This window comes from Legionella bozemanae (assembly GCF_001648595.1).
Classification (GTDB): Bacteria; Pseudomonadota; Gammaproteobacteria; order Legionellales; family Legionellaceae; genus Legionella; species Legionella bozemanae.
This window is the reverse complement of sequence record NZ_LBAW01000015.1, coordinates 1-22,054: the sequence shown is the minus strand read 5'-3', so window position 1 is coordinate 22,054 and position 22,054 is coordinate 1. Positions and strand designations below refer to the sequence as shown.

Here is a 22,054-nt window from a genome sequence, read left to right as displayed (position 1 = left end):
ATTAAATTTTTAGATTTTTAAGGCACAATATGGGTAACAGTAAACTTGAAGCACGCAAGAAAAAAAAAGTAGCACTAGTTGATATTGATGGATGTCTTCTTATAAAAGGTGAATTAAATCTCAATCTAGTCAAGCGATTACGTGAAGGTGGCTATGATGAGATTATTTTATTTACTCAAAGAAGTAAATTCGTGCAGTCATTGAATTTACCTATGCTAACCGATGATACACTTAAAAGCACGGCTGATGCGGTTGCAAGTCTTTCTGCAGCACTTGAAGGGAAACCAATTAAAGTATCTACTTCTGTGGACTCGATGTTTGGTGAGCAATTTGCTTATTTTGATCAATTAAAATCTTTTGAAGAACTTGTCCTTGTAAATGCTAGCATCAAGACAAAATTGCGCTTCCATCAAGCAAAAGTACTTGAAATAGAGACACTGAAGAGTAAATTAGAAACAGCCAGTGAACCTGAAATCAGTTAACTCAATGAGCAAATACGAGAACTTGAGACGTTCTTACTTCCAAAAGAAGAACTTGAGGAAATAAATAGAAAAACAGTTGCATTAGAGCAAGAGATTGAAAAAGAAAAAGCAGCCATAGCGCAATATCAAATTGATCATCCAGAATATAAAACTACGGATCCAGAAGGTTACCCCGTTAATAAGCAACAGCAATTAAAAGACGTGCGTGCAAAACTGACTCAAGATGGATCTGAATTGGAAGAAGATTATTTTGATGACAATTATTTAAATTTATTTGAGTTTGAAGAAGTTGAGAATAAACCGAATCGTTTTATGGTGTCGGAAAACAGGATATTATCTTTTGAGCAAGTAGGCCCCAATTTTGATAGTATAAATGAAGAAATCGCAAAGCTAAGAACTGAATATGAGCAGTTGATTAATGAGAAACTTGACCTGGATTTGTCAAATGCCCTCACATTGGATTACAAGCAACTTAAGGTATTGAATGAACCGGCTAAAACAGCGGTTACTAATTTACAACGGTTAAATACTATACAAGCTTCGATAGAAAAAGACAGTGAACGAAGTCTTGGAATAGGCTTGGATACTGCTGAACTTTATATGTCAACAAGAGCTTACATAAATGTTCCAACTATCAAAGAAGAACTAAAAAAAATAAATAATTTAATACAGTTTAACGAGGCGCCTGAGGAGGCAAAAGCCGAAATAGCAAAGCTAAAAACGGAATATGAGAGGGTGATTAAAAAGAAACTTGGAATTGATCCGTCAACAGCACTTGCAATGAAACCTGAACAAATTCAAGAATTGCAGAAACCGCATAAAACAGCAGTTACTAATTTGCAAAATTTGGTAAAGCTTCAAAATGGGGTAGAAACAGATGCTGCAGCATTTTATCTGGCAAAAGAACCTTATCAAAATGTTCATGATCTCAAAGAGGAACTAAAAAAAATCTATATTAAAACGGTTTATAGCCCTGCAAATTTAGAAAAACCGAGAGAACATGAATATGAAGTCACGCCAAATACTGTTGAGAACGTTTCTGAAGCGTTTAAAGAGCGATATAATAAGATGAGAGGAGATGAATTAAAGACCCATATTTTATTAAATTTTAAGTCCGAAATTGAGAAATTTAATACCGTAGAAGAAATCCAAGCTTATATGGATGCGTTTAAAGATACTGATGAATACAAAACACTTGAGACAGGCCAAGGAGGGTTTACCAGAGCAGCTCATAAAATGGGTTTAAAAAAATTGATTACCACAGACTCTGTGGATGCACTCAATAAAATCGTTAAAGATGCAAAGAAAGAAATTGAGGAAAGGGGAGTAGAACTTCCTAAAATGCAATGAATACAGGTTATCTCTGATTTTTATTCATCACCGAGGCATAGAGATATTCTGCATAAAATTGTCATCGATAGTTTTTTATTTGAATTCGCTAGCATGGGAACTAGCTGTGAAGTACACGAGGAGGAGCTACCACATCCATGTGGTTTCGCATCTTCCCTGATGCTATAAATTCCTTTTAAGACATCCATTGTCATTCCTCGTTCTTGTTAAGCATAACAAATTCCTCTAAAAGGTCATCACCATACTTGCTTAAATTTTTGTAAGAAATTTCTTAAAGTGATCCTTTTTTTCCAGAGTTAACCAACTTATTTATCTGGCAATACATCAATTTTAGTGACAAAACATTTCGTTTCACCACTCCAAGGAAGGGTATAGGCATCACAATGATAACTAATAATTACATGTTTATTATTTTGCATGGCAAAATCAGCCTGTTTTACCAGTTCTGATTTGAACTGTCCCAGAGTAAAATGAAAGGCACGGCCACTGGCTCCGCTGGCATTTTCTAAACCGCCCAGGATCATTTCTCCTTCATAGGTCCCCCAAAATTTACCTTCTTTGGCAACTTTAACAATAACCCCAGATTTTTGTCCCTTTTGTACCGTCCAGCACCCTGTTAAAAAACATAAGATAAGAAGTAAAATAGATGAGAAGAGTATTTTTTTCATAGTAGCTATTCTATGGTTAGAGTGACATGAACACTCTTAGTTAGTATTCTATTATTGTAAAGCAGTTTTACTCTTGAAGTAATCACGTTAAGTTGGATTCAGTTAAAAAGTTTTTCTCCAGTGAAATAGAAGTGTTTATGTTCCATATAAAATAAACTCCATAAACACTACGCCTCCCAATTATAAATTTGTCCCTTTACTGAATCGGCTAAAATAAAATTTGGTCTTATAATCGACAGTGCGAACATCTATTGATATATTCACCATTCTATTTTTCACTAAGGAAAAGAATGTCCCTAGAAAAAGCAATCAAAATAGCTCAGGCAATTTTAGCCGACATGCAAAAAAATATGGTGACTCGTAACAGTATTATCCCTTTATCTGAATTGCCTTTTGTTTATGAAGATGAAATCCAACAATATAGAATTAAATTTGGAAAATCTTTGGATTTACTCCTGCAATCCATAACGAATCTTAACTTGGTAAGAGATGCCTCGGAGGTATTAGTAAGAAAAATAAAAGATTTTCCGAACGGAGCTGTATCAACCTATATGATGAAACAGCTTGCAGTTGCTTATTGTAAAATGGGTTCCTGTGGTGAGTTTTCAACGTATGCTTTATTTGAATTATTAAAACAGCTTAAGGCGGAAAATATTGATTTGCCGATTACCTTCATTGCATTGGATAGTAAAAAGAAGAATGTATTTACAGGTGAGTCTTATAATCATGCGTGTCTTTTGCTTGGAGAGGTTGACATTAATCCAGGTGAGCCCATAGACAAATTTAAGAGATTACCTGATAGTGTGATCTGCTTTGATCCCAGTATAGGGTGGATTGCACCGGCAAATAAAATGCTAGAAATAAACCAGGCATTTTTTGCGGCGCACGAAATCGATCATGTTACTACACAGCATCCTGGGGTTATCCTTTTTCAGCCAAATGATAATGCTTTGCAGAAAAAAGTACTTAAAATTGAAGAAGCAGCTCGTATTTTAAGTAACGAAATATTAGAAAAATTAAAAGGAATACATGAGTTTAAACTGTTCTCTTTAGATGATAAATCATTGCCGAAATTAGCTAAGCATGAATTCAGTTTTATTAACCAAAACACTAAAAAAGACTATGAAGATGCGTTAGAGAAATGTACAAGCTCTCTTTTTGAAGACAGTTTATCTCATTGGAAATATTATCCTAAACGTGATGGTGAAAAAGCACGTCCAGCGCAAATTTTATTAACTGTAAAAGATGAAGATAAAACAAGGGTTATCCTTGAGCATTTAATAAAGCATAAAATAACAGGTGTTCATCCGACAATGCAGCGTGTACAAGCAACTGGTGATTATGCAATATTGATTGTTGAACCCAATTTTGCCCAGCTGCGCGATTTACCAAAGATAGAAAAAAATCAGAAGGAGCATGATGAGGGTTTGTCACATGCATCCCTAGCAGTAATCGCTTAATTGGTTTAAATATATTCGCATAAGAGCTCAATCCTATATAATCTAATTTACCTGGTTGCTTGCAACCGGGTATTACCAAAAAGATACAAGGGTTTAAGCGAGGGAATTGGCAACAGACCCTAGCCTTAAAGACTCTTTTTCATTTTTAAGATGGAGTTAATTCTTCATTTGTCTCGCTCTTATAGCGTTTTATTTTTTTAAATAAACGAAGTAACTTGATATTGAGCTTATTTTCTAATTCTGCAAGGGACATTTGATAGTTGTCTAAATGCAAATCTTGAACAGAAGATTTACTGGCAAATAAAATATAATTGTTGCTCACTGTTGGACAAATAAATAGGTCAGCAAAATAATCTTGCATGTATTGAATAAAAAAGGAGTCCAGTTTAGGAAGTTCATGAAAATTGATAACCAGCCAACCCTGATCATCCAAAATACGATGCGTTTGTTCTATAAATTGTTGCTGAGTTTGAAATAAGTCCATTCCATAATCAAGATACAGATCAGCAAAAACTATTTGAGTCCCTTTGCTTTTTTGAAATTTGATTGCAACTTGTGCATCTGCAATCAATATTTCGATATTTTGGGCTTTCGGCAATTGAAAAAAATCCACTGCGGCGGCATACACTTTTTCACGTAATTCGATACAAAAAAGGTGGCATTCAGGCAAAAGAAAGTGAAGGCAGTGAATTAAGCTTCCTCCGCCTAGTCCTAATAAAGTGATATGGCTTGGTTTAATCAATGCAAGGACTAACACCATGACACGAGTATATTCATGTACAGGGATATAAGGATAGTGAATGTAAATGCCGGTTTGATCGTAGACTGGGTCGAAGTTTAACGCTCTAATGTTTTTTTTATCGACTACGAAAATATCGCCCCAAGAATCATTCGTGCGATAAATGACAGTATTTCCAAAAAAATCATCATTATTTAAATTCTTAGAGCCCAATTGTATGTCCTTTAATACAGCAAAAGGTTCTAGTATTTCATATCATGTTCCAAGACACTATTTTTTATTTCATAAAAAAGTAGTTTCTTGCTATTTCCGCCTATTTTGTCATTTCTGCGAAGGCAGGGATCCATCTCTCAAAATAGTTCATAACTCAAATTAATTTACTGAGGACTGTTCAACTCAATTGTAAAGTATTTTTGCGAAATTAGAGAGAGAATATCCTCACAAGGCTTAGGATGTACATTGTAAATGGAGCCCTGCCTTCGCAGGGATGACAGCCTTTTAGATACCATTATGACCCTAGGCCTTGGGTTTTAACATTCCTTAGCCTATGAATTCACCCAAATAAAAATTGAAACTTACATGAAATTAGAAGAGGGTATGAATGTTTGACTCTGTTGGGAGGGGGTACCCTGTAGCGCAAATACACCAAGATGAGATGCTGCTTTGGCGCTACCAGGTAACAGGGAAGCCATTTGTTTTTTAGCAAATACCTTTTTATCATCAAGCAGGATAGTACCGTTGCCATCGGTAATCGTTAAATGCAGAGTTTCATTATCCTTATATTGGTTTGGCTTTAACGCAACAAATTGTCCTGACATATCACAAGAATGAACGTATTCCTCTGATTTGGCATCGAGGTCGGAGCTATTTGTAACCTCTAAACGACAGGTGAATAATTCTCGAGCTGCCGCCCATTCCTGTAACTTGCCTTTTTTAGATAAGGCTTCAGTAAAATCAATCGTATCTGTATCGAGAACAAGAGAACCAAATACCTCAGCCACATGATGTAAAACCTCGGGCTGCGTTGTACCATAGCTCAAAATGAAAAATTTATTACGTACAGGAATTAATGAGGAGCCTGATTTTACGGTTGTAACTGTTTTCTTCAGTACTGCTATCTCGTTATCAAGATGTCCTTCTGTATTTTCGCCGTCAGTAAATAATAAAACATTATTATGCTGTGTTGATTGTGCGAGCGCAGTCAATTTATCGGAGACTGTCCCGAAAAGCCGGGTTGCTCCAACAGCTTTTAATGTTGTGATATCCGTAGCTAACTGAGAACGATCTGATTTTCGATAATTGCCTATTCCCACCTTTTTAGTCGCAGTATTAAATTCAGTGATATGAATGACCGCATCAGGTTGAAACTCGAACAAAGCCTCGGCAAATTCGATTACACTTTTTTTCAATGCATCCAAACGTGCTCCACCCATACTGCTACTTGTATCCAAAACAAAATGATAGGCAGGGGGTGTGATTGCATTAGGAACAAAAAAGTAAGGAGTTACTTCAACTGTATTCTCATTTATTCTTTTCTCTGCATAAAAAACCTTTTTCTTTTCAAAGGAATCTGTGTCAGCAAAGAGCAAAGGTGATTTTCCATCAATTAAAATAAGTTCTTGTTTATGAGTTTTTAGAAATTCCTTGATGTTAAATTTGATTTTCTCCCCTTCAATGCTCATATACTTATAATTTAAAGAATTAAATAAGGGAGCATAAGCAGCAGATGGAAGTTGGATATTCACGTACTCCTGTTCTTTATCAAGTGCATATTCCAATCCCATCATTTCTAAAACATTCAGTACAGCCAGACAAGATTTTTTATGTGTTTCGGTCATTGCACCATCAGAGCAAGCCGCTTGAGCAATTTCATTGGCCAATAACTCAGCAATACTCATGCGTCTAACAGAAGGTTTTATTCCATCCTTTTGTAGAAGTTCTTGCAAATTCGTTACTAGGGTTTCAGCGTCTTTCAGGGTTTCTGAGGTAAAAATAACGCGCTCATCCTTACATGAAACCTGGGCATTATTTAAATTAACCCCCATAGCTTGCAACAGCGCCACCATATTTTTTGTACGTAACACATTATTAACAAGATGTCCCATAAATCCCTCGTTTTATTAAAATAAATGCACAATTATCCAGGATAATACACAAAAGAAAAAAATAGGCAATTGCGCTTACTATTCCCCAATTATTTTCACTAAGACTCTTTTATCGCGGCAACCATCGAACTCACCGTAAAAAATTTGTTCCCATGGCCCAAAATCAAGGTTTCCTTCAGTAATGGCTACTACGACCTCCCTTCCCATTATTTGTCTTTTGATATGGGCATCGGCATTATTTTCTCCAGTATTGTTATGTTGATAATGCGAGATGGGTTCGTGGGGCGCAATGTGTTCTAACCATTTTTTATAATCTTGATGCAAACCTTCTTCATCATCGTTAATAAAAACAGAAGCAGTAATATGCATTGCATTCACTAAAACAAAACCCTCCTGAATACCGCTATCGTTTAAGCACTCGCGTACTTTATCGGTTATATTTATAAATCCCATGCGTGCAGGAACATGAAACCATAATTCTTTTCTATAAGTTTTCATTGAAGACCCTCGAAGTAAATATATCGTTTTTAATAGACTTCCCTCCGTTTGATTGTACAAATAATTTGGTTTGAAAGTTTATATAGAAGAAGGGTGAATAGTTATGATTAGTAATTCTCCATACATGAAAAGAAATCTGGATGATATACGAGCAATAGCTGAATTTAAAGCAATTTATCAACAAGTAACGCATGAAATGATAGAAACAGAGCGGTGAACATCTGAAGAAAGGGAGGCCATGCAGTTGTTCTCCGAAGGCCATGATCCCCAATCGGTTTATAAGTCGTAGCCTGGGTGCAGCGAAGCGGAACCCGGGTACTTAATTGATTCAACTATTTTAGAGTGAGTTGCTCTGAGGTTGTGTGTACTGTGTTATTGTCGCCTGGCTTAAAGAATTGTGGTCCAGAAGATGCTGCGTGCTTACTCAAATAGTCTAAAAACTCATTCATTAGAATTAATTGATTTTTAAAATCCTCTTCTAACTGAGGATTAGTTAAGCGTTTTTCTTCAAACATTTTAATTGAGAGTTTAAGCGCTTCTGCTGGTTCAAGAGGACCGCCGCTTTTATCTTGATAGGCGCTCAATTCGGAAGATATTTCACTTTGAATAATAATGTAGGGTAAATGACTCTCTATGGCATTATAAAAAGTATGGGTAAATAAAGATTCTAATTGATTTTTGAGTTCGAGCTGATCTTTTGCAAACTGGTTGATGAATGCGTTTTTAAGTGTAATAAATCCAGTTAATGTTTGCCCCATGGAATGTTGTTTGGAAATCAATGGCCTATGGCCAAATTTTTTTAGATTTTCATTGACGTAAGAGTAATAATCCGCTGCTTGTCCGCCACGAAATTGCATCACTCCCTCACTATAAAACCATGTTGTCAGTTTATCGTGTTCTAAGGAGGTTGTTTCGGCAACTTTATTGATGAAGGTACGCATTTCTTTTTCGTAAATGCTAAACGTAGAGAAACTAGGCATGAAAAATCCTTATTCATTCAATTTAAAAAATGAAAGACTACAGAAAATATCAAAAGGGGTAAAGAGCTGTTTTATAAAAAACAGAACATTGCGATTTTATGGAATGTGCTGCTTAATTTAATAAGTTTATTTATAAATGATATTTAATTTGGTCGTAGATAGAACCTTCTATTCCTATATGAAAAAAACCATCAAAGGTGTGTAAGGGTATTTCCATTACCTGCGCAAAAGTGTGATAGATGGAGTTACTGTTGATGGTGGCAGATAAAGGAATTGTGAATCCGTAAGGGGGATAATTAAGATCCAAATCATTAATTGTTTTAATCGCTTTTATTCCTTGCAGCCAGTGTTGGACACAATCTTCTTTTAGATACACTGTGCGGTGGACATGAATAGGTAATGCAAAAGTACCTTGTTGCAAACCATATTGATTGGCAAATTCAGTATCATAGGCAATACAGTACGCTTTTAAACTATGATCTTTATTGTAGCCAATGGGTACTATATTCCCACTTTTTCTTGACGTAGCAAGGCCATGTAATTGAGCGATTACGTTATTACTTTCAATCTCTCTTAAAATCCAAAAATCATGGGCAAAACGATTAAAAAAGGGGATTGGTAACTGAAACATGGCTGCTTGAATGCAATATCTTCGCATAAATATCTCCCAGTTCAATGTGTCCCTAAATTCTTTCTCTTTGTGCATGTCCATCATGCTAAGCATAGAGCTCTATTTTGTAGTTTAGTACAGTCTATTGGTGAATTTAGAAATTTAGCCAATTGATTTTTGATACCCCCTCAAAAAGCAATAGGATCTATGATTAATCCCTGATCGGATAGGTAAGCAGTGTCTTACGCTATGTGGTAGCTCATCAGTAAAAATTAGTGGGCATTTATCCCTCTAATTTTTACTGTTTCAATCTTATTAATCTAAAAGCATCGATTCAACGAAATCTTCTGATACAGAAGGAACGTTTCGTTGTATTTTTGCTTTAAAAAGCCCATGTTTCGTTAATGGTATTCCAACTTTAGAGGCCTGATTTACATCAGAGTCTGGATCACTTTCTGTGCCGCTATCTATTGTTAAGCTATTATCTATTATGGGGATGTCATCGATTTCCAAGTCGGTTTCTGAGAAACTGTCTAGTTCCAAGATGTTATCCATTTCAGGCTCATGATGCGTGTCTGAACTATCATCCAATTCGGAGTCCGTTTTTTTCTGATGGCTTTTTTTACTGTGTAACTGCTCACTTAAATAGTCAGCAAGTTCATTTTGATCACTTGAAACCGCTTTATTAAAAGCAATCCTTAGGGATTTTTTATTGGGCGAGTGTGCAGGAGGTGCACATAAATATCGAGCAATTTGGGGGTTTTTAAGTTTCACTGCCAAGATTAGCCCCTCTTCAACATCTCTTTGATTGAGTGCCTCCATTTTATTGGTACATAAGTAATCAACAATACCCAGCTCTCCATTTTTCACACCAAGAAGAAAAGTGTGTTTTACAACCGATTTGCCTGGGGAATTTTGTTCCCAACGACAGAGGGCACTAAATAGTTCCGCTTGCCCGTGCTTGGCGGCCCAATACATTGCTTGATTGATAACATGCTGAGCCGGTTTGTTTTTAATTGCCATGGAGCAAAAAAACTCAACTAAAGCTACCTTTCCTGTTTTTACAGCAGTCATAATCCCTTGATTTACCAAAGATTGATTGGGCGGATAAATGGATGAGTTATATAAATAGCTAATAATTTCCTTATGTCCATTAAGGATTGCCTGTTCCACTGCTTTTTCAATAATTGCTCGCGGTAATTTTTCAGGTAAATCGTGAAGGCATTGAACTATGGGTAAATGACCTAACTGACAGGCTTTTACAAAAGCTCGCTGGATCACGTTGGGCCGTGGAATGTTTGTTGATAAAGTACAAAACCGTTGCATTGCCTCCAGCTGCATTGTGGTTGCTGCATGAGTAAATGTCTTTTCAATCGTTAACAGCGAGGGAGGATGTTTTTCTGAGTCTGCAATAAATAAGGCAATATCCCAAAACTCCAATTCGACTGCCAACTTAAATAATTTATTAATCACGGATTGAGCGGGCATTTTATTAGAAAACTTGTAGAAATATTCAACAACATTGAACTTGTTATGCTTAATTGCTTGATTAAGGATTTGAATCACTTCGGCAGTGGATGGTTCATAATCGTAAGTATCTAAAAGGTATTTTATAATTTTAATCTGGCCGTGCTCTGCTGCTTGGAGTATAAGCGTTTCAATTTCTTCTTCACTCAATTGCACGTTCTTATTTTGGCAGAGCCTTTCTACAAATGCCCATTGATTTGCTTTTGCTGCTGTAATTAGTGCCTTGTTAAAAGTTTCTGGCGCAATGTGATCTTTCAATAGAGAAAGTAGTCCTAGATTGCCATGTTTTGCGGCCTTAAGGAAAATTGTTTTTCCTGCATATTCTTTTTCTACCCAATCAAGCCGATGTACTGGATAACTTTCCAGTTTTCTAATAATTTGTTCCCTAATCGATTCATTATCAATGACTGCAAGAATTTCAATAAGAATACGTTCGTATTCGCTTACTCCATTTTCTTTGACAACAGGAGGCAGGGACAATGATTCGATAAAGGCATCCAGATCAAAAAACTCTCCATGAGAAAAAAAAGTAATTTCGGCAATTTTTGCCTGCAGAGCATATTTATGATTGAGATTGAATTTAGCTTGGGGTGAAATAAGATCAAATACAGCAAGTTTCCGAGTCGCATCAACCCAAATATCTTCGATAATATGATAATTGTGGCTGCTGAATGAAGGTTCAGTGGCTTGTTCAATAATACAATCATTGACTTGTTTTTTTATTTTTTCACTGTATTGGGTAAGTATCCGTTTGCAATCTGGGTATTTCCTTAATTGACGCAATAGTTTTTCATCTTCTAACAGAAGTGGATGGTGCACCAGATTATCGATAACTGCTTGGAATACGAGCTGCGTTAGCGGATTTTTTTTCTTCGGAAGCATCGAGAATAATGCCATTAATTGAAAAATAATTTCTGGCTCAGAAATATGTTTCACGGTAATTTGATGGATAAACTCGGTAATATTTTTTTCATTGATGTATTCAAAAAGCTTCGGTTTATAAGGCAATAGGTAAAATACAGCGCCTTCATTCTTGGATAGTAAGTGTTGTGCTGTATGATCATCGATTAAAGCAGCTAAATTCTCCAGGACTTGAGGAGAGGATGCTTGGGCAATATTATTAATAAGCCTGGGAATTTCTTTGGTTACAATTTCTGGCTGATTCAAGGTTTGTCTTAATGCTTCCAACCAGGTTAAATTTTTATGTTCTACTGAAGTAATTACCGCTGCAGTTAGAAAAGTCGCACCAAAAAGCTCATGTAAAGCCAAAAAATTAGCTGTTGTTAATGAAAACTCTAAAGATGGCGGTTTTGGTGAGATACTCTGAAGTTCTTTCTCGCTCAGAATTCCATTGAGTGCATAGTGTTGAAATCCTCGTTCATCGCTACCTGTTTTCTGGGCTGTTTCTACAAGTAGTTTAGCCTCGGGAAAGCGACTAAGCAAAGCATATAAATGAAAAACTTCGTTGTCTTCTGAGCTCAAGGTAAATAAGTGATATTTAAGAAAATCATGAAGTAGATAAGTTTGGAGAATTTGTTTTGTACTGACATGACGCTGCAATAGCCAGAGTATTAATGCCGCAAACTGTTCTGTGTCACTAAGCCACTCCCTACATAATCCAATGATTCCAAGGGGATTTTTTTGATTGGATAACTGTTTGCTTAAATAACCTAAATGGTCTTCAACTCGTTTTACTGCTTCCTCATGTTTTTGCTCACATAACTCAAACTCAGCTCGTTTTTGAATTTCAGGATGATTTTTAAATAATATTTCGTTTTGTTGATAAAAAGAAAGGGCACTTTCCTTGTCTTGATGCAATAAAGCCGCAAATAATTCATTCAATTTGGCATTTTGACGGAGGTCTTCTTTTGGTGTTTTAGGCAGCAGATATTTTAAGGTGACTAAAAATAAAGAACTTTTGGGATCCTCCGCGAATTGCTGCCTGCAAAACTCAAGATAATCCATAAATAGGATGTGTTTTTCTAACTTGCTTTGAGCATCTCCTGGTTCAAGGCCGCTTAATTTGGCAAGCCGTACCTCACTTAGAAGCATGCGGTTTATTTTTTTTGCTTGAGATTGTTCCAATTTGAGAAGGTCTTGCGATAGGTGTTGATTGACAAGATGAAATGATTCTTCATCTCCTTGAAACCAGTTAAACAAGTCACTAATGATCATCTTTTGTTCCGACAGGATAACATAAGGGTAAGATGTACCACAAATGATCTTGAGTCAAGATATTATTTATACTTTGAGATTTCAATTTGATCTTAGTGATATTTAAATGCAGTTTTTATGAAAAAAAACATTAACAAGTTAAAAATAAAACAAATTAAAAGAGGATTATGGCAAAAAAGAATTAAAAAAAATCATTGATTATCAATACGTGTTAATCGAACGCTCTACTAAATCCATATTAGCAAATATGGAGTACTTCAAAGCGATTTCATGATGAACTAAGAACAATTTTCCTAGAGATAACGTGGTTTTTAGTGATTCGATTACATGTGTGAAGTGATTTGAAAATGAACCAAATAAATTAAGTCTGATTAATGGGCGCATAATCAGACTTATAAGCAGACTAAGACGAGGAGGATAACCACCTCCCTGTGGTATAGCGTCTTCCATGATGCTATAAATTTCCTTTTAAGACATCCATTGTCATTCCTCGTTGTGTTAAGCATAACAAAATGTTCTAAATTATCATCGCCTTTTTAGCTCATATTCGTGTAAGAAATTTCTCAATCTTGAAAGAGATAAGCAATGGAACTTTTCTAATCCATGAGGAATAATTTTTATATAAGATAAAGTCATTTAAATCAAATGGTAATATTAGAACTGACGTGGATATACTTGCAACAATCGCACTAAAGCGACATGATATCTAGGGAGCCTATCTACTGATAGGTAAATATATAAGCGCTACATTGCTGTGAATAACAGAAGGATTCTTGTTATGAAATTATCCCGCATCAGAATTTTCCATGTCATGTTATTTGTCTTTGGTTTGAATGACCTAGTTCTTGCACGCACTGATTTGCATCATAAAAATGTTTATAGTCCCATGGTTGTGACGAACCAAAATGAAGGCGGCAACACAGCAAATAATGGTTATGCAACACCCCAAGCGTTCTGGAATTTATATTATGATTTTACTGGAAATGGAGATGCGCAGTACCCTAAGGAAAAAATTAATATTTCTCAAACTTTATTGCAGTCAGAACTGAAAAAAAACAGTAACTTAACACAACAAGATAATGGTTCATTGATCCTATTTATTAATTCAACATTGTATATTTATAACAGCGACCAGCAGTTAGAGCTGGAGCAATTGATGCGTACTGCCCCGAACTCGGGCTTCACAGAAATGACTGCAGTATCACATATTGGTTCTGCGCTAATGTATCTTGCAAAAATAAAGGAAAATGGCGATAGCAATTGGACGTCGCAAATGGAAAACTTGCTCAAAGATGTTAAAGCAGTAAAAGAAATAAATGCGCAAACAGACAACAACTGGTTGGAGCAAGTGAACGCACCTGCATGGAAGCCGCATTTAACTTTAATTCATAATATGATTGATTATGCTTGTTCCATGGCAGGCAATTATATGAGTGAGGTTCTTCGCGGGAAACAAACATTTGACATGAGCTCCTTACAAAATAATTTCCTTGATGGGAATAACACATACCCAATTCCTTTTAATAATGTAATGGTAGGCACGTTTATGTTAACCGCCTTACAAAGCATGGATGAGCTTCATCGTAAAATAGCCCAATTAAATATTGATTGGCCAAATGCAAAAGTAATTATTCGCTTTGTTGCTGGAGCAAATGTTTCGGCAGGTGTGACTAAAGGCAATAATTGGTTGGTTCCCTTTGTTGAGGCACTCTCCAATAACACCTTGCCATCCGATAGAATTTATATAGCGCCTTATGCAGCGGTTAAATCTTCATTAGGTGAAAAACAATTACCTCGTGCTGATTATGATTATTACAATAATATATGGACATCGAGGCACAATCGCACAATTATCGCTAATAAAGTCTTTACCAATATTCCCAGTATCTTTTTACCTGGTCGTCCTGCCATACCCGGTGATTATACTTATTCAAAACAACCTGAGATTGAAGATTTTTTAATGCGCCTAAAATTTTCATTAGCTGAACCAACACAAATGCTGTCCAATACGGTTGGTTTTTGGATGGCAGGAGAGCTTGCTGCAAAGAACTGGGATTACAATAAAATAAGTATTCCTGGCATTACTACTGGATTTCCCCAAGGCATATCCGCTTATCCGCAGGAAAATCCAAGGATTCAATAGTGATTAAAAAATTATTGAGAAGCATGACCTTTTTTTTAGTATTTCCAGTTTGGGGACAAGCAAAAGAGGCGATACTTTCCCCCTATCAATACTTAAAGACATCTGGTGCAAGAGACATGACGCCGTTTACAATTGGCGGTTCTCAATATATCGCCGTGCCCCAATTAGCCCAGGATGTGCCAAATACTCCAGCAAATATGAATGGTGGTAATGCAGATGTCGATGTGCTTATTTACAAGTGGAATGATCACAAGTTGATGCTGCATCAAAAAATCCCAGGACATGGTAATGAAGGCACTGCCTTTTTCAAAATCGAAAATCAAGCTTATCTTGCTACATCTTCAATACACTCAGGTGCTAAAGCGCCGTATAACTTGAATACCTATGCAAAATTATATCGCTGGGATGGCCATTATTTTTACCCAATTCAGCAATTTTTTACCTATGCATCTAAAAGTGCTTATGCTTTTTCTATTGAAAAACGACATTTCTTGGCATTTGCTAATGGAGTTGTTTTACCTAACAGTAAAATAACAAACAATACCGATTCAATTATTTATGAATGGAATGGAAAAAAATTTGTTCCTTTTCAAACTCTTCCTACAAAGTGGGGCTATGGATGGGATTTTTTTTCGTTAGATGGTTTTTATTACCTAGCACTCACGGATCATGTGAATGCTTCGACTATTTATCGTTGGAATGGAGCGAAATTTATTTTATTCCAAAGCATTGCAAAAGCCGGTGGACGAGCATTTACTCATTTTACTATAGATGGAAAATTTTACTTGGCATACGCTAATCTTCTTAACTCGTCAATTATTTATCAGTGGAATGGTAAGCAATTTCAAGAGTTTCAAGTATTAAAAGGTTTAGGAGGTCGAAATTTTGTATTTTTCTCAAATCATGGCAAACATTATTTGTTTCGGATTAACTTTATTACGGGATCCAGAACGAACCCGAGAACGAAATTATTATCCCAGTTATATCAATGGATCGATGGTAAATTTCAGGTAATACAAAACATCACAACATATGGGGGAGTTAATGCTGCAGTTTTTACGGTGAATAACCAGCATTACTTAAGTGTAGCTAATAGCTTAAGTGAACGGTTGCGATTTCGTACGGATAGTGTGATCTACAAAATAAACTTTGTGAACTCAAAAGAGGTCACAGAGTAATCCTTAAATTTTTTTCCATTTCTTTCAATTCAAAGTGATCAATAGGGAAATGGATTGTCCAAGGTTTTATTGGCAGGGGTAAAGTATCCGTGCAGTGAGTTTTTAATGTTTTAGCTGAAATATCAATACCAAATTCATCAACAAGTACTTGGCTACCTTCTTCAAAGTTGGTCAAAATTTTTTCAGTGTATCTTGTACCCTCACTTGCTGAATATTTTAACTGTTTTGATTGTGCATCCCAAACCAATGATTTTCGACCATGCTCGGTAATTATTCCAACAACTGTTTTGGCATCGCGTATTGCAAGTTTTTCCGGATGCCGTTCCAGTTTGAGTAAATTCATTGCTACTTTTTCCTGACTTATAGGAGTCAAATCAGTTTGCATTAAGAGAAACCATCCTTTTCTTGTTTTTTTCTCAAGAACATGGATGTCATCAATAGGATAAAACTTAAACTCATCTTCGTTTTGAGCAATCGACTCATTTTTTCCCGTAATGAGTATGGGGAAACGCGGAGCGGAAGAGCCTAATCCGGGATCCAGAAGAAATTTTTGCTCATCAATTTGAACTGTTAATATAAGATGAGTAGGAGGAAACTGAAGTATTTCAGATGCATTAGGCTTGGCTCCTAGAAGCACTCGCGCAGCACAAAATGAAACGACGTATCCCAGTTGTGATAAGGCATCGAATAATAAACTAGCCGTTTGAAAGCAATATCCTCCATTTTGGGAAGAAAGCAAATCTTTATAACTAAAAAAAGACAATGAATTTCTTTGGAAAAGATGCTGTTTGGAAATTTTTCGTAATTCAATATTTGAATAGGGAAAAGTTTGGACATGAGCAAAATAGATTTTTCTTAAAAAAGCAATTTTATCTTCGCGCGAGGCATCAGTTAGCGAAGGAACAATAATTTTTATTTTTTTAAGATAATCATCTAAATTTATTTTTCCCATGATTAAGATTCTAAATAGTGTTTTATTATATAAAGTACTTAATATTTTTATTTAATTCCAGTGGGAATTCTTCAATTGAAAACTCTTAAAAGATAAATACGAAAATGCATCATTGTCTGGTGTTCAATCTATGGATGCGAGACTTGATGAAATGTCACTTTTTTATACGCAAGAATTTTTAATAATCAATATTAATGGTAATGATATATTTTAATTTAAATTCCTGTCATTCCCGCCTGCGCGAGAATGATAATGTATATAACAATATGCCCATTAAAAAACCGATAAATGGTTCAAAAAAGGTGATGATACCTCATCTGGTGTAATAAGTGCCGCCCCTGAATATCTAACTCATAACTGCTACACTTTCCAATGCAAGAAAAACAGTTTAATTTTTTTCCTTCAAAATGTGTTTTGTTAATCAATCCTTAAGCTTCTCTGTTTTACACTGATAAAAAGTCGAAAGGAGATTACCATGTCAAACAAAAAACTAACTGAACGTTTGCATCAAGAGCTCGATGAGCTTGGTGTTCCTGCCTTAATGACAGAACGCGTGCAAGTGTGCTCTAAATTATTCCAATTACCTAAATTTAAAATTGAAGCGCTGTTATATGGTGTCGCTTTGGATTCCAATTCCATGCAAAAAATTGCCGATGAGCTTGAGGTAAGTATGGATTGGTTGTGTGGCGATGACAAAGGAAAAATAACACACTAGGATAAATCGAGAATGGCCTGAGTGCAAACATGCGCCTCGGGTTATTCTTTATCGCAGTGGTAATAATTCATTGCAACTAAGGTTTGAATAACAGCATCTCATTATGTAGTACCCCCACAGAGGCAACCCCTTGCTCAGACAACCAACGATTTACCTTTTTACGATGAGTATAAATAGGTAAATCAGTACGTTTTGCCGATGCCTGTATTTCTTTTATTAATTCATCTGTTAGAAAATATTCAGGATAATTTTTTCGAAGGTATTTTTTCAGCTTTTTTCCTTTGTCTGATAACCAAAACCCACCATCAAGGGATGCCGAAATACAAATTTTTTTAATATCTCCAAACCGTGAAAAACTAATAAGTTTTTGCATAGAGTGTTTGCGTATGTAATGAGCGGTATCTTTACCAAAAAATTGAGTTTTGCTATAACGCGCTTCAAGCAATGCTTTGGGCTTGATCATCCAACCTGAAGCATGTCGATCGTTTTTCTTTTCTAACACACCCCCAAAAAAGAACCAGGTTCCTGCATACCCCGAATTTCTGCCAGTTGACTGATACCAAGGGGTATTATGAATTACTGTGATCAGGCGATAATGATCTTTTTTCCACAAATTTGCTGCGATTATATGGTGCTGAGGAGGTATGCTTTTGCTTGTATTTGGTTCTAAAAATTTCATCGGAGATAAATCAGTTGGCATCAGAAGTATAACGATAAACTATAAAGTACAGCGATCGCAATGTATCTATTGCCTTTGAAGAAAAGATGGCTGCGTCATTTAAAATATTTTTGATTAATAATTAAATATGCCCTCCCATACATTGAAGTTGAAAAAAAACGAGTTAAAATAATGACTTGCTTCTGGAAAACCTTAATTGAAAAATGCACGGAATTTCAGTGGTTGAAATCAGTTAACGATAAATCTTAATTTACTTTTAAAAGGATTTTAAAAAATGCCCTCAGGAACAACTTATTCTAGTGTATTGGATCGTCTTCAAGCGCGTGCGCCCCAGTCTTCACCTGCCCATAGAAATGCCCAACGAGGTAATGCCGGCCTAGCTGTGACCCAATTAACAGTACAAGCAGGATTGCAAATTGCTAACACGACAAGCCCTATTCCGTTAATACCTATATCTTTTGCCCAGGTACTGAATTCCGGTTATGCGGTATGTCGGGCAGATACCCATCTTAATGAAAAAGTGATTCAAGGACTCCAGGCTATTTTTTCGGCAACTATATTAGGATTAGCAATAAGCCTTATGTTTCATGATGAAGGGGTGGTCGCCCAAGTCATGTACTTGTTTCAACTGCTCTACAGTGCGCTACTTCTCGTTTCATGGGGAGGCAGTGAAGTTTCAAAGGATCCTACTCCAACTTCAACGACAAATACAGTTGCTCGCCATATGCTTAAAGGCATAATTAAAAGCCCAGTTGAAAACGATGAGGAAAAGGGGGAAGTGAGTGAGCAAGAAGAGGATTTAGGCAATGAGGAAATGCAGTTAGATAAAATAAAAAATAAAAACTCCTAATATCCAGAAAAAAATAGGTGGAGGGAAGTCAGCGTATTTCACTAAAATAGTCTAAAGAAATACTGAATTTTAAGCTACAGGGTGATTCTGGGGATGCTGGTATCACCAAGTTGCAAGCCGGTAAGCGTTCTCTCAAATATTTCGAAATTATTGGAATTTGATTTGGTATTAATTATAGCAAACATAATATGTTGAAAAAAATGAGCTCTTTTTCCAATTTCTTCAGCATAAATTTCTGCGACTAATTTGGGTTCATTTTTAAATTCGCCACAACCCCAAGCACCCAAAATCACATTAGGTTGCCCAATAAGAATTAATGTATCCAGTTGCGCTGCAATTCGTCGGCGCAAATCTTCTCTGTGTGCTTTTAATATGCTAGGGTCTTTTGATTGTGATTCCGCAAAATGTTCAGGAGCAGCCGATCTTAATTCATAGAAAGAAAAAATACTTGCTGGAGAAAGAAATGCATAACTCATCTCAGGGCTTGCAATATATCCACTTGGTGGATAGTCATCCACTGTTGCTGGCAGTAATATTTCTGGGCCTCTAAAACATATTCTTGGCACGTCGCTATGGAAGGTTTTATAGACTTCGGGTGAAAACAGCATAGGACAACGTTCCCTTAAAATATCACGTTCTTTGCCTGTCATTTTTTTTCTGGCTTCTACCAGTTCTGTTCCTTCTTTAGTATATACAAACGTATTAGTATCCTTGTCTAATTTGACCAATTTATCTGCTAATGAAAGGACGCAAGAACTGCGATGCCACATATTTTCTTCTTGGGCACTTCCACCTTCCAATGCACCGCCTCCAGGATAGAGCGAATTTGCCATATTCAATACGGTATATATTACTCCACGTTTTTTAGTTGCTTCAAAAGCTGCAACACCCCAATCTTTATATGCGACTTCAACTATCCACGGAATCTCCGATTTTGTTTTTGACCAAAGATTTAAATTAGTGATTGCTTGTTGTTGCAATTCTTTATATTTTTCGACATGAGTAATCATTTTTAAAGTTTGCCCCATACTCTGATAACGCCAACGTTCACCAGTCAGGCTCCCTCTAATGAGATTGGGTTTATGTGATGCATAAACATCGTGAATTGCTGAATATGCTTCACTTGAAGGAATTTTTCTTGCAAAAAACCTTAACCTAGCTAACATAATTTAAATCCTTAACCTATTTTGCGTGGCGTCTACATGGTGTTGAATCACTGATGCACCATTAGTGTTACCTGGTTAGAATACGTCACCTCAATCCATTTTGCGTGCCAAAATAGATAGGATAATGAGCTTATCCTTATCTGCCTGTCTCAAATCATTATAATATTTGAGGCGCTCTTAGTTCTTCTAATGGGGTTATGGATGAATTTGCTTTAATTTGCGCATCCAAATGCTCAACAAGACCTTCCTTATGCCCAGGCTTAATTTGACTGGGAAATGCAGTGACTTTCATCGTTTCACTGGTTCTATAAATATCTCCCCAGTCGTTTAATTGCTTGATGAGAGCTTGAACATCGGAAAGAGTAGGTAATCGTTCGCCTTTGCATATAAGTCTCATATCTCTGGCTTTCTCATTCATTTCTTCATACTCTTCAGGAGTATCAAAGAAAACAACATCCACTGCCACAAGTTCAGGAGAAAAATCTGGATTTTGCCAATGCCTCACATGGGCAGGCTCAGCAGAGCTCATAACAGATGATGCAATACGTCCAGGGCCACAAACTTCAATGACGCTATGCATGCGCTTGTTAACTTCAGATCGCCAATCATCTTTTGCTGAACCACCGATAATTCCGGTAATTTCATTATTATTTTGAGTCATCGTTACAATGCTTTGATATCCTCGGACATCGTCTTGGGGCATCGCATCAATCATTCTTTGATCGTAGCGCTTAAACATCTTTTCATTTAAAAGAAGAAGTTTTTGTGGGGTCGTATATACCATTGGAAGGCCAGTAACAAAAATATAGCCTTTTTTGGGAATTAATGATAAACCCACAGTATAAGGTTTTACTGTTTCTTTGCAGGGTGTAAAAGAGAGAAAATACCTGCTGTCATTATCTCGAATATAGCCTACAATATCAAACGAGGTTGACTTCTTGCTTTCTGCAGGTTTTCTACCCACGCGATTTGTCTTCATTGTACTGAGGACCTCATCCATACCCTCTGAACCCCGATATATCAGATTAGGGCTAGTCGGAATGCTATCTCGAAGCAGCTGTATCCTTTGAGTTCTTTGTTGGGCTTGGTATTGGAGATAAGTGGTATCCATCTTCAAAGCATGTTTAAAAGTATATCTGGATGCGTGTGGATATATATCGTGATATACCGTTTGTGCAAATCCCGGTAATAGTTTTGAAGCTTTAGCTCTCATGGATGTCTCCTCAGAAATACATGCAAATGTTTGCTTAAAATAAGTCATTTAGCATATATTTTTATCATAGTGTATATAAATGAGAATTCAAGAGCATATCCAAGTACCTGATTTTTAGTTGTTGAAAGATGAAAATATTTGATTATTTATTAATTGGGCAAGATACAGTTTTCAATATCAAAAGAATGCAATTTAGTTTTGGCTGTGACCTATGTTGTTTTCCTATAGGGGCATCCAGAAGTTACCGTTTTTTTTGCTAAGCTCTAATTTATTGTTTTGGTGAATAATAATAAGGCATGAAATCTTCAGATAAGCTGACATTATCTTTTTTCATCGCCCTGGCGAATGAACCCTGAAAGAACCATGCGAAACTTGAATGTCACTTTAATGTTTTTAAATGAAATATACTCAGCTTTCTACGTACCGCGTTTTATGCGCGATATCCAGCACAATGGCCCATCCTAATCAGAACCTTTTGTGCCACAATATACATCCTCTGGATACCGCGCATAAAGCCTGTACGATCCCCACAAAATTCAAAGAAAGACTGTAGTGGGGGTCTGT

General features: G+C 36.2%; 19 protein-coding genes. 7 read left to right on the top strand and 12 right to left on the bottom strand.

Annotated elements, in window-relative coordinates; genetic code table 11:
- The first annotated feature begins 29 nt into the window (after positions 1-29).
- Both A8O27_RS11775 and A8O27_RS11770 read left to right on the top strand, forming a co-directional pair.
- Positions 30-482, top strand: coding sequence for a hypothetical protein (locus A8O27_RS11775; RefSeq protein ID WP_058458209.1), 453 nt, complete (start codon positions 30-32; stop codon positions 480-482).
- A 201-nt stretch (positions 483-683) separates the two neighbouring features.
- Positions 684-1,832, top strand: a complete 1,149-nt coding sequence (locus A8O27_RS11770) for a hypothetical protein (protein ID WP_058458208.1) — start codon at positions 684-686, stop codon at positions 1,830-1,832.
- Positions 1,833-2,137: 305 nt separating this feature from the next.
- Here A8O27_RS11770 and A8O27_RS11765 read toward each other — a convergent pair whose 3' ends face one another.
- Positions 2,138-2,500 (bottom strand): hypothetical protein, encoded by a 363-nt coding sequence (locus tag A8O27_RS11765; RefSeq protein WP_058458207.1) that lies wholly within the window; start codon positions 2,498-2,500, stop codon positions 2,138-2,140.
- A 290-nt stretch (positions 2,501-2,790) separates the two neighbouring features.
- Between A8O27_RS11765 and A8O27_RS11760 the strand changes: the two genes are divergently transcribed.
- Positions 2,791-3,960 carry a hypothetical protein gene (locus A8O27_RS11760; protein WP_058458206.1) on the top strand — a complete coding sequence of 390 codons (1,170 nt, stop codon included), beginning with the start codon at positions 2,791-2,793 and terminating at the stop codon, positions 3,958-3,960.
- A 145-nt stretch (positions 3,961-4,105) separates the two neighbouring features.
- On the opposite strand, the gene A8O27_RS11755 is transcribed toward A8O27_RS11760, so the two are convergent.
- The 7 genes from A8O27_RS11755 to A8O27_RS11725 all read right to left on the bottom strand — a co-directional run bounded on the left by A8O27_RS11755 (position 4,106) and on the right by A8O27_RS11725 (position 13,044).
- Positions 4,106-4,912, bottom strand: coding sequence for a class I SAM-dependent methyltransferase (locus A8O27_RS11755; RefSeq protein WP_058458205.1), 807 nt, complete (start codon positions 4,910-4,912; stop codon positions 4,106-4,108).
- A gap of 362 nt (positions 4,913-5,274) precedes the next feature.
- The gene (locus A8O27_RS11750; protein ID WP_058458204.1) at positions 5,275-6,804 is read right to left on the bottom strand and encodes a VWA domain-containing protein; all 1,530 of its coding nucleotides are present in this window, start codon (positions 6,802-6,804) and stop codon (positions 5,275-5,277) included.
- A gap of 78 nt (positions 6,805-6,882) precedes the next feature.
- Positions 6,883-7,302 carry a secondary thiamine-phosphate synthase enzyme YjbQ gene (locus tag A8O27_RS11745; protein ID WP_058458203.1) on the bottom strand — a complete coding sequence of 140 codons (420 nt, stop codon included), beginning with the start codon at positions 7,300-7,302 and terminating at the stop codon, positions 6,883-6,885.
- A gap of 332 nt (positions 7,303-7,634) precedes the next feature.
- Positions 7,635-8,282, bottom strand: coding sequence for a hypothetical protein (locus A8O27_RS11740; RefSeq protein ID WP_058458202.1), 648 nt, complete (start codon positions 8,280-8,282; stop codon positions 7,635-7,637).
- Positions 8,283-8,412: 130 nt separating this feature from the next.
- Positions 8,413-8,940, bottom strand: a complete 528-nt coding sequence (locus tag A8O27_RS11735; RefSeq protein WP_058458201.1) for a hypothetical protein — start codon at positions 8,938-8,940, stop codon at positions 8,413-8,415.
- Positions 8,941-9,207: 267 nt separating this feature from the next.
- Positions 9,208-12,594, bottom strand: a complete 3,387-nt coding sequence (locus A8O27_RS11730) for an ankyrin repeat domain-containing protein (protein WP_058458200.1) — start codon at positions 12,592-12,594, stop codon at positions 9,208-9,210.
- Positions 12,595-12,795: 201 nt separating this feature from the next.
- The gene (locus A8O27_RS11725; protein ID WP_058458199.1) at positions 12,796-13,044 is read right to left on the bottom strand and encodes a hypothetical protein; all 249 of its coding nucleotides are present in this window, start codon (positions 13,042-13,044) and stop codon (positions 12,796-12,798) included.
- Between the two features lie 328 nt (positions 13,045-13,372).
- On the opposite strand from A8O27_RS11725, the gene A8O27_RS11720 reads away from it, so the two are divergent.
- Both A8O27_RS11720 and A8O27_RS11715 read left to right on the top strand, forming a co-directional pair.
- Positions 13,373-14,737 (top strand): DUF5624 domain-containing protein, encoded by a 1,365-nt coding sequence (locus A8O27_RS11720; RefSeq protein WP_058458198.1) that lies wholly within the window; start codon positions 13,373-13,375, stop codon positions 14,735-14,737.
- A complete protein-coding gene (locus A8O27_RS11715; protein ID WP_058458197.1) occupies positions 14,737-15,915 on the top strand; it encodes a hypothetical protein in 1,179 nt (392 codons plus the stop codon). The genes A8O27_RS11720 and A8O27_RS11715 overlap by 1 nt, the downstream gene beginning before the upstream one ends.
- Here A8O27_RS11715 and A8O27_RS11710 read toward each other — a convergent pair.
- Positions 15,905-16,867, bottom strand: coding sequence for an arylamine N-acetyltransferase family protein (locus tag A8O27_RS11710; RefSeq protein ID WP_058458196.1), 963 nt, complete (start codon positions 16,865-16,867; stop codon positions 15,905-15,907). The two genes, A8O27_RS11715 and A8O27_RS11710, sit on opposite strands and share 11 nt — an antisense overlap.
- Before the next feature lie 475 nt (positions 16,868-17,342).
- Between A8O27_RS11710 and A8O27_RS11705 the strand changes: the two genes are divergently transcribed.
- Positions 17,343-17,582, top strand: coding sequence for a hypothetical protein (locus tag A8O27_RS11705; RefSeq protein ID WP_058458195.1), 240 nt, complete (start codon positions 17,343-17,345; stop codon positions 17,580-17,582).
- A gap of 76 nt (positions 17,583-17,658) precedes the next feature.
- Here the strand turns inward: A8O27_RS11705 and A8O27_RS11700 are convergent, their stop codons facing one another.
- Positions 17,659-18,261: a hypothetical protein gene (locus tag A8O27_RS11700; RefSeq protein ID WP_235810462.1), complete on the bottom strand. Its 603-nt coding sequence runs from the start codon at positions 18,259-18,261 to the stop codon at positions 17,659-17,661.
- 274 nt (positions 18,262-18,535) lie between these two features.
- Here A8O27_RS11700 and A8O27_RS11695 point away from each other — a divergent pair, with 274 nt between their 5' ends.
- Positions 18,536-19,111, top strand: coding sequence for a hypothetical protein (locus A8O27_RS11695; protein WP_058458194.1), 576 nt, complete (start codon positions 18,536-18,538; stop codon positions 19,109-19,111).
- A gap of 74 nt (positions 19,112-19,185) precedes the next feature.
- Here A8O27_RS11695 and A8O27_RS11690 read toward each other — a convergent pair whose 3' ends face one another.
- Both A8O27_RS11690 and A8O27_RS11685 read right to left on the bottom strand, forming a co-directional pair.
- Positions 19,186-20,277, bottom strand: coding sequence for a poly(ADP-ribose) glycohydrolase domain-containing protein (locus A8O27_RS11690; RefSeq protein WP_058458193.1), 1,092 nt, complete (start codon positions 20,275-20,277; stop codon positions 19,186-19,188).
- Positions 20,278-20,434: 157 nt separating this feature from the next.
- Positions 20,435-21,490 (bottom strand): hypothetical protein, encoded by a 1,056-nt coding sequence (locus A8O27_RS11685; protein WP_058458192.1) that lies wholly within the window; start codon positions 21,488-21,490, stop codon positions 20,435-20,437.
- Positions 21,491-22,054: the final 564 nt, after the last annotated feature.

Excerpts from the sequence above, each read along its gene's own strand:
- A8O27_RS11775 (WP_058458209.1), top strand. The coding sequence starts at position 30 with ATGGGTAACAGTAAACTTGAAGCACGCAAGAAAAAAAAAGTAGCACTA.
- A8O27_RS11765 (WP_058458207.1), bottom strand. The coding sequence starts at position 2,500 with ATGAAAAAAATACTCTTCTCATCTATTTTACTTCTTATCTTATGTTTT.
- A8O27_RS11760 (WP_058458206.1), top strand. The coding sequence starts at position 2,791 with ATGTCCCTAGAAAAAGCAATCAAAATAGCTCAGGCAATTTTAGCCGAC.
- A8O27_RS11750 (WP_058458204.1), bottom strand. The coding sequence starts at position 6,804 with ATGGGACATCTTGTTAATAATGTGTTACGTACAAAAAATATGGTGGCG.
- A8O27_RS11745 (WP_058458203.1), bottom strand. The coding sequence starts at position 7,302 with ATGAAAACTTATAGAAAAGAATTATGGTTTCATGTTCCTGCACGCATG.
- A8O27_RS11740 (WP_058458202.1), bottom strand. The coding sequence starts at position 8,282 with ATGCCTAGTTTCTCTACGTTTAGCATTTACGAAAAAGAAATGCGTACC.
- A8O27_RS11735 (WP_058458201.1), bottom strand. The coding sequence starts at position 8,940 with ATGCGAAGATATTGCATTCAAGCAGCCATGTTTCAGTTACCAATCCCC.
- A8O27_RS11730 (WP_058458200.1), bottom strand. The coding sequence starts at position 12,594 with ATGATCATTAGTGACTTGTTTAACTGGTTTCAAGGAGATGAAGAATCA.
- A8O27_RS11725 (WP_058458199.1), bottom strand. The coding sequence starts at position 13,044 with ATGGAAGACGCTATACCACAGGGAGGTGGTTATCCTCCTCGTCTTAGT.
- A8O27_RS11720 (WP_058458198.1), top strand. The coding sequence starts at position 13,373 with ATGAAATTATCCCGCATCAGAATTTTCCATGTCATGTTATTTGTCTTT.
- A8O27_RS11710 (WP_058458196.1), bottom strand. The coding sequence starts at position 16,867 with ATGGGAAAAATAAATTTAGATGATTATCTTAAAAAAATAAAAATTATT.
- A8O27_RS11705 (WP_058458195.1), top strand. The coding sequence starts at position 17,343 with ATGTCAAACAAAAAACTAACTGAACGTTTGCATCAAGAGCTCGATGAG.
- A8O27_RS11700 (WP_235810462.1), bottom strand. The coding sequence starts at position 18,261 with ATGAAATTTTTAGAACCAAATACAAGCAAAAGCATACCTCCTCAGCAC.
- A8O27_RS11695 (WP_058458194.1), top strand. The coding sequence starts at position 18,536 with ATGCCCTCAGGAACAACTTATTCTAGTGTATTGGATCGTCTTCAAGCG.
- A8O27_RS11690 (WP_058458193.1), bottom strand. The coding sequence starts at position 20,277 with ATGTTAGCTAGGTTAAGGTTTTTTGCAAGAAAAATTCCTTCAAGTGAA.
- A8O27_RS11685 (WP_058458192.1), bottom strand. The coding sequence starts at position 21,490 with ATGAGAGCTAAAGCTTCAAAACTATTACCGGGATTTGCACAAACGGTA.